This window comes from Flavobacterium sp. (assembly GCF_013822155.1).
Lineage (GTDB): Bacteria > Bacteroidota > Bacteroidia > Flavobacteriales > Flavobacteriaceae > Flavobacterium.
Genome location: NZ_PNJW01000085.1, coordinates 1 through 8,493 on the forward strand (window position 1 = coordinate 1; position 8,493 = coordinate 8,493).

At 35.1% G+C, this 8,493-nt stretch carries 12 protein-coding genes; 4 read left to right on the top strand and 8 right to left on the bottom strand.

Going from position 1 to position 8,493, the window contains the following annotated elements:
- Positions 1 to 1,032 precede the first annotated feature (1,032 nt).
- The 4 genes from creD to C0512_RS14150 form a co-directional block, all read right to left on the bottom strand.
- Entirely contained in the window at positions 1,033 to 2,376 is a 1,344-nt protein-coding gene (gene creD, locus C0512_RS14135; protein ID WP_290862679.1) for a cell envelope integrity protein CreD, read from the bottom strand.
- Positions 2,377 to 2,393: 17 nt separating this feature from the next.
- Positions 2,394 to 2,717, bottom strand: a complete 324-nt coding sequence (locus C0512_RS14140; RefSeq protein WP_290862681.1) for a hypothetical protein — start codon at positions 2,715 to 2,717, stop codon at positions 2,394 to 2,396.
- A gap of 67 nt (positions 2,718 to 2,784) precedes the next feature.
- Positions 2,785 to 3,081: a transcriptional regulator gene (locus C0512_RS14145; protein ID WP_290862683.1), complete on the bottom strand. Its 297-nt coding sequence runs from the start codon at positions 3,079 to 3,081 to the stop codon at positions 2,785 to 2,787.
- Between the two features lie 42 nt (positions 3,082 to 3,123).
- Entirely contained in the window at positions 3,124 to 3,747 is a 624-nt protein-coding gene (locus tag C0512_RS14150) for a hypothetical protein (protein WP_290862685.1), read from the bottom strand.
- An 85-nt stretch (positions 3,748 to 3,832) separates the two neighbouring features.
- Between C0512_RS14150 and C0512_RS14155 the strand changes: the two genes are divergently transcribed.
- Positions 3,833 to 4,111 carry a hypothetical protein gene (locus C0512_RS14155; protein ID WP_290862686.1) on the top strand — a complete coding sequence of 93 codons (279 nt, stop codon included), beginning with the start codon at positions 3,833 to 3,835 and terminating at the stop codon, positions 4,109 to 4,111.
- A gap of 3 nt (positions 4,112 to 4,114) precedes the next feature.
- Positions 4,115 to 4,465, top strand: coding sequence for a DUF1801 domain-containing protein (locus C0512_RS14160; protein ID WP_290862689.1), 351 nt, complete (start codon positions 4,115 to 4,117; stop codon positions 4,463 to 4,465).
- Between the two features lie 102 nt (positions 4,466 to 4,567).
- Here the strand turns inward: C0512_RS14160 and C0512_RS14165 are convergent, their stop codons facing one another.
- Genes C0512_RS14165 through C0512_RS14175 form a run of 3 tightly spaced genes read right to left on the bottom strand, consistent with a single transcriptional unit; the run spans position 4,568 to position 6,773 of the window.
- Positions 4,568 to 5,413: a hypothetical protein gene (locus tag C0512_RS14165; RefSeq protein WP_290862691.1), complete on the bottom strand. Its 846-nt coding sequence runs from the start codon at positions 5,411 to 5,413 to the stop codon at positions 4,568 to 4,570.
- A 20-nt stretch (positions 5,414 to 5,433) separates the two neighbouring features.
- Positions 5,434 to 6,252: a 3-deoxy-8-phosphooctulonate synthase gene (gene kdsA, locus C0512_RS14170; RefSeq protein WP_290862693.1), complete on the bottom strand. Its 819-nt coding sequence runs from the start codon at positions 6,250 to 6,252 to the stop codon at positions 5,434 to 5,436.
- Positions 6,253 to 6,311: 59 nt separating this feature from the next.
- Positions 6,312 to 6,773, bottom strand: a complete 462-nt coding sequence (locus C0512_RS14175) for a 2-dehydro-3-deoxyphosphooctonate aldolase (protein WP_290862695.1) — start codon at positions 6,771 to 6,773, stop codon at positions 6,312 to 6,314.
- A gap of 107 nt (positions 6,774 to 6,880) precedes the next feature.
- Between C0512_RS14175 and C0512_RS14180 the strand changes: the two genes are divergently transcribed.
- Positions 6,881 to 7,429 (top strand): YeeE/YedE thiosulfate transporter family protein, encoded by a 549-nt coding sequence (locus C0512_RS14180; protein WP_290862697.1) that lies wholly within the window; start codon positions 6,881 to 6,883, stop codon positions 7,427 to 7,429.
- 3 nt (positions 7,430 to 7,432) lie between these two features.
- Complete coding sequence (locus tag C0512_RS14185) at positions 7,433 to 7,846, top strand: DUF6691 family protein (protein ID WP_290862699.1); 414 nt, start codon at positions 7,433 to 7,435, stop codon at positions 7,844 to 7,846.
- Between the two features lie 92 nt (positions 7,847 to 7,938).
- Here the strand turns inward: C0512_RS14185 and C0512_RS14190 are convergent.
- Positions 7,939 to 8,493: LuxR C-terminal-related transcriptional regulator (locus tag C0512_RS14190; protein WP_290862701.1), on the bottom strand; the 555-nt coding region annotated here is incomplete at its 5' end.

Sequence of the window (8,493 nt, forward strand, 5' to 3'; positions counted from 1 at the left end):
TACCAAAGGTTCGTCTTTTTATACCAAAGGTTCGTCTTTTTATACCAATGAATCGTAATTTTTCGACAATGAATCGCATTTTTTTACGCATCGTTTCTAAAAAAATACCCCTAAAACGCATTTTTTTTTCAAATAATTGCGACGTTTAAACTCCAAAAACAACTTTTTCAACAATATAATGGGCTACTTCTGCCCTAATTTTTTCGTTTTTTTTATCAAAAAAACTATTTTTTAAATCGTTAAAATCTAAAATAATAGAAAATTTTATCGCTTTCAAGAAGAAATTCTAACTAATTTATTTTAAATCTAAAAAAACTAAAAAAACTAAAAAAACTAAAAAAACTAAAAAAACTAAAAAAACTAAAAAAACTAAAAAAATTAAAAGAACTAAAAAAACAATCCACTATAACCCCGATGCCTCGGCATCAAAAAAAAAGCAGCCCTCAAAGCTGCTTTTTTCATTCCATCCCTCGAATGGTTTCAAACCCTTCGAGGGATATTTTCTTTCCTCTTTCTCACATCCCCTTTGTAGCTCTCCCCGCCATACTGGAACAAGCGTAGAAAACAACGAAGGAAGGAGAGGCAGCAACCCTCATAGTCGAGGAGGCACGACGAGCGGCTTGGGTTGCGGAACGACTGACGAGGTAGTTTTCAAGATTGGGCTAGTGAGGCTTGATTTTTTTGTTTCTTTTTTTATCAAGAAAAAAAGAAAAGAAAAGATAAAAAGCTAAAACCAATCTCATCAATCAAAACGTAATGAACCTTAATTTCTTAATGGTTTAAAAATAGAACTCGAAAAGAATAAAAACCACAAAACCTTACCCTCTTAGCGAAAAACAAAACTTCAAAAAAACAGAATACAAACAATGATTTCATTTCTACCAAACCAAAAAGCAGCCCTAAAAGACTACTTTTTAAGCAAGTAACCCCCAAAGAAATCTAAACACTTCGAGGGTCATACTCTATAATCTATATTCTATTTTCTATATTCTTTCCTCTTGCTTCTTTCCTCTTTCCTCTTGCTTCTTTCTTCTACTCCTTCCCCCAATCAATCCTTCTCGAAAAATACATCACTGCCGCTAAGATAAAAAACAACCCAACACTACCCACAAGCAAAGCATAATCCTCCATTTGAATAATCACAAAAATAAACGCATAAAGTCCCGAAAGCGAAACACCAATAAACACCGGAAACTTCCTATCCTTCAAAATCGAAATCGAATAAAGCGAAATCAACACAATCACCGAAAGCCCCGCAATAATATAAGCCAGCGTAAAACTACTATGCTCCGTAATCGAAATCAGCAACGTATAAAACATCAACAACGCTAACCCAATCATCGAATACTGAAAAATATGAATCGAAATCTTACTGATAGACTGAATCAAAAAGAAAATCAAAAACGTCAACCCAATCACTAAAAAACCGTACTTCGACGCCCGTTCATTCTGCTGATACTCATCCACAGTAGTAATAAAATCAACCCCAAAAGCATACCCCTTCACATTCGGCAACTCATCAAACGACTGCTGAGCAAAAGGACGATTCAAATGCAACACCTCCCATTCCGCTTCAAAACCCTTAGAACTGATTTGCTTATGCTTATCATTCGGCAAAAAGTTACCCATAAAACTAGGGGAGTGCCAGTTCGAACTCATCTTCGCCGTAGTCGTCTTACCAATAGGAGCCAGGCGAATCAACTTACTGCCGTTATAATTAATACCAAACGAAAACGCTAATTTCTCATCCGCCATTTGAAGCTTTTCAATATCCACAATCCCCGTTTCAAGCGTCGACATCGAATCATTCTGAACACCCTGCGTAGGCTCAAAACGATAAGTCGAATCACCCAGCTTCAAATTAACTTGACTCTTAATACTCTTCAAATTAGTTGTTCTAATCACAACAGTAGCCTTATCCCATTGAATATCCTCATTCGGAATGTTATTAATCTTAAAATTAGGATGAATATACGAACCCGTAAAATCCATTTCAGCCGTAAACACATTCGATTTATACAAACTGCGTTGCAAAGGTTTCACCATCGTAACAACAGAGCGGTTCTTCAACTCCTCCGGAAAGAAATAAGCCGTATGAAGTTCAGTCGCAATCGAACTAACATGCTCTTTCGTTCTCGGATCATAAACCTTCGATTCTACATGCGTCTCATACGGAATCTTCAAAATAGGACCATAAAAGTAAATGTTCTCACCCCATTTACTCGAAGTCTCGGCAACCACCTCCTTTTGCCTGTCCGAACGCTCCAAAATAAGATTCTTAACAAATTGCAAAGGAATAAGTAAAACAAGCGTTAGAAATCCAACCATAATGATTTTGGCTGTGTTCGACTGAAAGAAATTAGTTTGTTTTTCCATGATATAAAAAATTAAAATTAAAAAGTGAACAAATTGATACTATTAATAGTGATATAAAAAAAGAGAGCCGCAATAGGAAGGTTGGCCATCACCAACAATATCTTTATCCCAAAATATTCCCGATGGTTTCTGAAAAAAATAAAGTGATGAATCAAATTGAGTAAAACCACCCCATTCACAAAAAGAGCGATAAGAACGAAGAAAAACCCACTCACAAAAATGATTTCTTCTTTGGGAAACAATTGATGAAGTAAAAACAACAAGGTTCCAATCCCAAAAGAAACAATCGCTATCTGCGTAGATAATTTACCGGTAACGGAGGCATACGTTTGTTTAGTCATAGTTATTGTTTAGATTATAATAATTTAAAGTACTTTGCTTTTCAAAGTGAATAGATAAAAAAAAAAGTTAACTTTTTTGTATTAATTTTTCCAAAGCATCAATATGTGCCTTAAAAGCTTGCTTCCCTAGGGGAGTAGCACGATAACTCGTGTTTGGTTTACGCCCGATAAACTGTTTTTCAATCGAAATATAGTCTTCCGCTTCTAACGCTTTCGTATGCGAAGCCAAATTGCCGTCCGTAACGCCCAATAATTCCTTTAGCGTACTGAAATCCGCACTTTCATTCACCATCAACACCGACATTATCCCTAGTCGTATCCGATGATCAAAAGCTTTATTGATATGTTGAATGATGTTTTTCATTTTACTCTGTTTGGCTCTTCATTACCACAGTTAATTAGGCAATTAGTTTCGCTCATACTTAAAATACATTACCGAACCATACAGAATATGGCAAAAACCAAAACCGATTGCCCAAAACAATAACCCATACCCCAAGAACCAAGTTGAAAGTAAACCCAACACAATCATGGTTATCCCTAAATACCGAACACCACCTAACGTATACTTACTGGCATTGACACACGCCAAGCCATAAAACAATAATGTCAAAGGAGCAACCAAGCCTAACATCTCTTTTTCAATTAAAAACAAGATAAACAAGCCGCCCGTAACCATAGGAATCATAAAATTGATAAACAAGCGTTTCGCTGCACTGTTCCAAACCGTTTCATTAGTCTTCTTTGCTTTGCGAATACTCAAAAACAATCCGGTTGCTAAAGACAATACAACTACACAAACAGCAATAGTTAATAGTTTAAACACAGCTTCTTCTGAAATAACTAAATTACGGTAATTCCCCATTGTTGAAGTGTCAAAATAGATAGTTTTATAAGCCATCCAGGCTCCAACTAACGCATATATCCCGGCAAGAATCCCCGACAAACCACTTAATGAAATAAACTGACTTGATTTAGACATCATCTCTTTGATGTCTTGAATGTCTTTTAAATAATCTTTTGTCTCCATGTAAAGTACTTTGAGATGCAAAGTAAAATATAATTTTTTTCCTAAACAAGTTTTTTCTACTTTTATTTAAATTAAAAAAATAATAATGATTAAAAGGATTGCAGGCATCGTTTTGTTTTTAGTTGGAATTTATCTTTCTTTTTCATTGATAATGTTTCTTTTAAAGATAATATTTCTAGAGAATAAGGATGTTGAAGGTCAAGAACAAGTTTTTACATTCAGTTATTATTTAGGACAAATAGTTATTATTATTCTATTTGGTTTTATTGTTTTCCTTTGTTATAAGTTTGGTTACAGATGGATGAAAGCTATAAAGAAGGAAAGTTTAACAAAAGATGAAATAGATTCTTTAGGTGAAAATTAAAACATGAAACCCGCAGAAGAATATATCCTCAAACAACCCGAACCGTATCGTTCCATTCTACTTCATGTGCAAGCAGTAGTAGAACTGACCATTCCTGAATTGCAATTGCTCTACAAGTATAAAATTCCTTTCTTTTATTACGGAAAGAAGCCTTTCCTTTATCTAAATGCCAGTCACAAAAAACAATTTGTCGACGTGGCGTTTTTCAAAGGCTATCAATTAACCCTCCACCAAGATAAATTGATAGACGAGGGCAGAACCCTAGTGAAATCCCTTCACTACACATCCCTCGAAGAAATCGATAATCAAGTCATCACCGACCTACTTTTCGAACAATGGAAACTAATTAAATAAAAAAATGCCTCCCCTGAAGAAAGCATTTCACTAAGACTTCTATATTCTATTTTCTATTCTCTATTTTCTATTCTCTATTCTCTATTTTCTATTCTCTTTCCTCTAAATCCTAAATATCCCACCAAAAGCAATCACAGTTTCCATAAACCAAAAATCCTGCGAAGCTCTGTCTCGGGAATCACTCGTTGTTCTAATATCATTCATATTAATATAGCCGCCCTTCAACTCTGTCTGAATAAAGAAGTATTTAAAGAACGTAAAATTCAATCCTGCCTTAACATCTAAACCAAAACCGGCAATATGAAACTCATCGTGTCGGTCTTCACCAAACATCTGCACATTTGATTTGGGATACAGCACACCGGCACCAACTCCCTCCGTCAAACTAATCTGAACCTTATCAGTATTAGGTAATTTAAACCAAGAGGAGATATCATCCACCCGTGAAAATTCACTATTTATATAATTCAAACCATCCGTATGTTCAAAGGTTAAAAATTCTTCCGTTAAAAACACTTGATTGTTAGGCAAAGCCTCTCCATAGCTTCCCTCATTTGGATAACTTCCGTTAATATCCACAGCTCTGTCTTGATACATCACATATTTCATGTGGTCAACACCAATTGAAATGTTGTAGTGGTCATTAATAAAGTAACCCATTCTAAAATTTGTCTGCGGAATAGTCATTCTCCCCGGACTGATGTAATCAACATGCCATCCTTTCGGTTTGTCGTGCGAGGCAACATCATAAATCGTAAAATCATGATCATCTCCGGTAAAATGAATATCAGAATCAGTAAAATAACCCCGATTTCCCCCCCAAAATACATAAAATTTACCTTTGTTATGAGCAGTATATTTTTCTGGTTTCACCAAAGTATCTTGGGCTGACAGTTGTTGAAAAAACACACTAAAAAAGAACACAATCAACAGCGATTGATTTTTCACAGGATAATATATTAATTAAATTAGAATTGATTAATGGTTTTGCGAATGGCTACTAATTTAGTCATCAAGTCTTCAAAGTAGTCTAAATGAAGCATATTCGCTCCGTCGCTTTTAGCATTTGCCGGATCAAAGTGAGTTTCAATAAAGATTCCGTCAACACCCGTAACGATACCAGCTTTAGCAATGGTTTCAATCATATCCGGACGACCACCGGTCACTCCTGAAGTTTGATTGGGTTTTTGTAATGAATGGGTTACGTCTAAAACGGTAGTAGCAAATTGTCTCATTGTCGGAATGCCTCTAAAGTCAACAATCATATCCTGATATCCAAACATGGTTCCACGATCTGTGACCATCACATTTTCATTCTGACAATCCAATACTTTCTGAACAGCATGTTTCATGCTCTCCGGACTCATAAATTGTCCTTTTTTCAAGTTAACCGTTTTACCCGTTTTGGCAGCTGCCACAACTAAGTCCGTTTGACGAACCAAAAAAGCAGGAATTTGCAAAATATCTACATATTCTGCCGCCATGGCTGCATCTTCATTTGTATGAATATCGGTAACCGTAGGAATCCCGAAAGTTTGGGATACTTTTTGTAAAATCTTTAAGGCTTTTTCATCCCCGATTCCTGAAAAACTGTCAATTCTCGAACGGTTGGCTTTCTTAAAAGAGCCTTTAAACACATACGGAATTTCTAATTTGTCAGTAATAGCGACTAATCGCTCGGCAATTCGCAACGCCATCTCTTCGCCTTCAATCGCACAAGGACCGGCTAGTACAAAAAAGTTGCCACTGTTCGTGTGTTTAATTTGGGGTATATTGCTAATAGTCATTCTCTGTTTTTTTTAAAGTGCAAAAATACGAATATTTTAAGAACCAAGTGTAACTTGTGTTACTCATCTTTTTTAGCAGTCAATCCCATCGGAATATAAAGTTTTCCCTTTTCATAAATATTGAAATAAAGCAACAACGGACGTTTGCATCCCACCCAATTCACTTGATACACATCTAAAAGGCCGGCACCTATTTCACTTTGCTTGGTAGGAAACGGACAACAGCTTTCGAGTTTTTTATAAAACAGCTTTTCACCATTTGGTCCGGCTAATGCGTTCAAAAAACGTTCCTGATTAATAGAATCATTCGACGTGCTTCTGTAAAAAATATTGATAGGATAATCTTGGTCATACCCATATTTTGGATCTTGGCTTTGCTCTGTCAACACAAAAGAGTTATTTTTCTTAAGCATCGGAACAGGAGCCGTGTCATCAATGTTCTTAATGGTACTTTTTGTTGCTCCACAGGCAAATAGTAGCAATACCAGTATAAATCCGATAGAATATTTTAAAAATTTCATATTAATTGAATTCAATTTGAATCAAAGGTAAAAGTTTTTTCTTATAAATGAAGAAGATTAGATTTGTAATAACAAATTTCATATTCTATTTTTGTAAAAAAAAAGCGATGGAGTTCATTACACAAACTTGGCATTGGTCCATTTCCGGTTTTTTGATTGGAATGGTAATGCTTCTATTGATTTATTTTGGCAAAACCTTTGGCATGTCTTCTAATCTTCGCTCGTTATGTGCCATGACGGGAGCAGGAAGGTTCATTCCTTTTTTTGATTGGGATTGGAAAGAGCAACGTTGGAACTTGTTGGTTGCTTTTGGAGCAATGCTTGGTGGTTTTCTTGCAGTTCATTTTCTAAATGACCCCACTAATGTGTCTATCAATCCAAAAACTATCGAACAATTAAAGGTATTGGGCATTGATGAACCAAACGGGAAGTTATTACCAAATGCTTTGTTCGATACTACTTCGCCAAAATCAATTTTTATATTAATAGGAGGAGGTTTTTTAATTGGCTTTGGTAGTCGTTATGCCGGCGGATGTACTTCCGGTCATGCCATTTCCGGATTGAGTAATTTACAAGTTCCTTCTTTAAAAGCGGTAATCGGTTTTTTTATTGGCGGTTTAATCATGGCTCATTTTCTTTTACCTTTAATCTTCTAATTGATGAAATTACTTAAATACCTTCTTGTTGGCTTTTTATTCGGAATCGTTTTAACCAAAACAGAAGCCGTTTCGTGGTACCGCATTTATGAAATGTTCCATTTTCAATCTTTTCACATGTTTGGAATCATTGGAACAGCCATTGCAACCGGACTAATAGGCATTCAAATCATCAAACGAAAGAAACTGAAAGACATTGACGGACAACCTATTGAGATATTAGACAAAGAAGATGGAAGTCTCCGGTATTGGTTAGGTGGAACAATGTTTGGATTAGGTTGGGCATTAGTTGGAGCCTGCCCCGGACCGATATTTATCTTATTAGGAGCCGGTTTTTATAACGTTGCCTTTGTGTTGTTAGGAGCATTAGTAGGAACGTTTTTTTATGGGTTGATAAAAGAAAAATTGCCTCATTAAAAGGTAGAACTTTTAAAAAAAAGATAATGTATTCAATTACAACTTAATTATACATTATCAGAATAGAGCCAAACTTAACAAGTGTTGTGGCTTTAGATTGATAAAATATATTCAACCAGACCTTGTTCGTGTGATAATTCCATTTTCTTACGCAAACGGTATCGTTTTATCTCCACACTTCTAACGGAAATATTTAATAATGGGGCAATTTCTTTAGACGAAAGATTTAACCTTAGAAAAGCACACAATCGTAAATCATTAGGGGTTAAACTCTGATGTGCTATTTTTACCTTCTTTAGAAAGTCTTTGTCTGCGTTATTAAAAGCATCTACAAAAACATTCCAAGTATCTTCTTCATTGATGTTTTTATTAATATTGGTGATAACGGATTTAATGCTCTTCATTTGACTATTATCAGTTGATTTCAAATCTTCTTTAATCATGGATAATAATTCATTCTTTTTGATTAAGCTCATAGTTGAAGCTGCCAACTCTCTATTTTTACTTTCAAAATCTTGTTCTAATCGAACATTTTTAATTCTCATTAATTCTTGTTCTGTTTCAAGTTCTTTAATTTCAAGTAATCGATTATTTTCTTCAATAAGTTTTTCCTGTTGTTTAGAATAATGTTTTTTATAGGCTTTATT

Bases quoted from the DNA above. Each gene is read 5' to 3' on its own strand.
- C0512_RS14180 (WP_290862697.1), top strand. From the start codon at position 6,881: ATGGAGTTCATTACACAAACTTGGCATTGGTCCATTTCCGGTTTTTTG.
- creD (WP_290862679.1), bottom strand. From the start codon at position 2,376: ATGGAAAAACAAACTAATTTCTTTCAGTCGAACACAGCCAAAATCATT.
- C0512_RS14185 (WP_290862699.1), top strand. From the start codon at position 7,433: ATGAAATTACTTAAATACCTTCTTGTTGGCTTTTTATTCGGAATCGTT.
- kdsA (WP_290862693.1), bottom strand. From the start codon at position 6,252: ATGACTATTAGCAATATACCCCAAATTAAACACACGAACAGTGGCAAC.
- C0512_RS14175 (WP_290862695.1), bottom strand. From the start codon at position 6,773: ATGAAATTTTTAAAATATTCTATCGGATTTATACTGGTATTGCTACTA.
- C0512_RS14145 (WP_290862683.1), bottom strand. From the start codon at position 3,081: ATGAAAAACATCATTCAACATATCAATAAAGCTTTTGATCATCGGATA.
- C0512_RS14160 (WP_290862689.1), top strand. From the start codon at position 4,115: ATGAAACCCGCAGAAGAATATATCCTCAAACAACCCGAACCGTATCGT.
- C0512_RS14150 (WP_290862685.1), bottom strand. From the start codon at position 3,747: ATGGAGACAAAAGATTATTTAAAAGACATTCAAGACATCAAAGAGATG.
- C0512_RS14140 (WP_290862681.1), bottom strand. From the start codon at position 2,717: ATGACTAAACAAACGTATGCCTCCGTTACCGGTAAATTATCTACGCAG.
- C0512_RS14155 (WP_290862686.1), top strand. From the start codon at position 3,833: ATGATTAAAAGGATTGCAGGCATCGTTTTGTTTTTAGTTGGAATTTAT.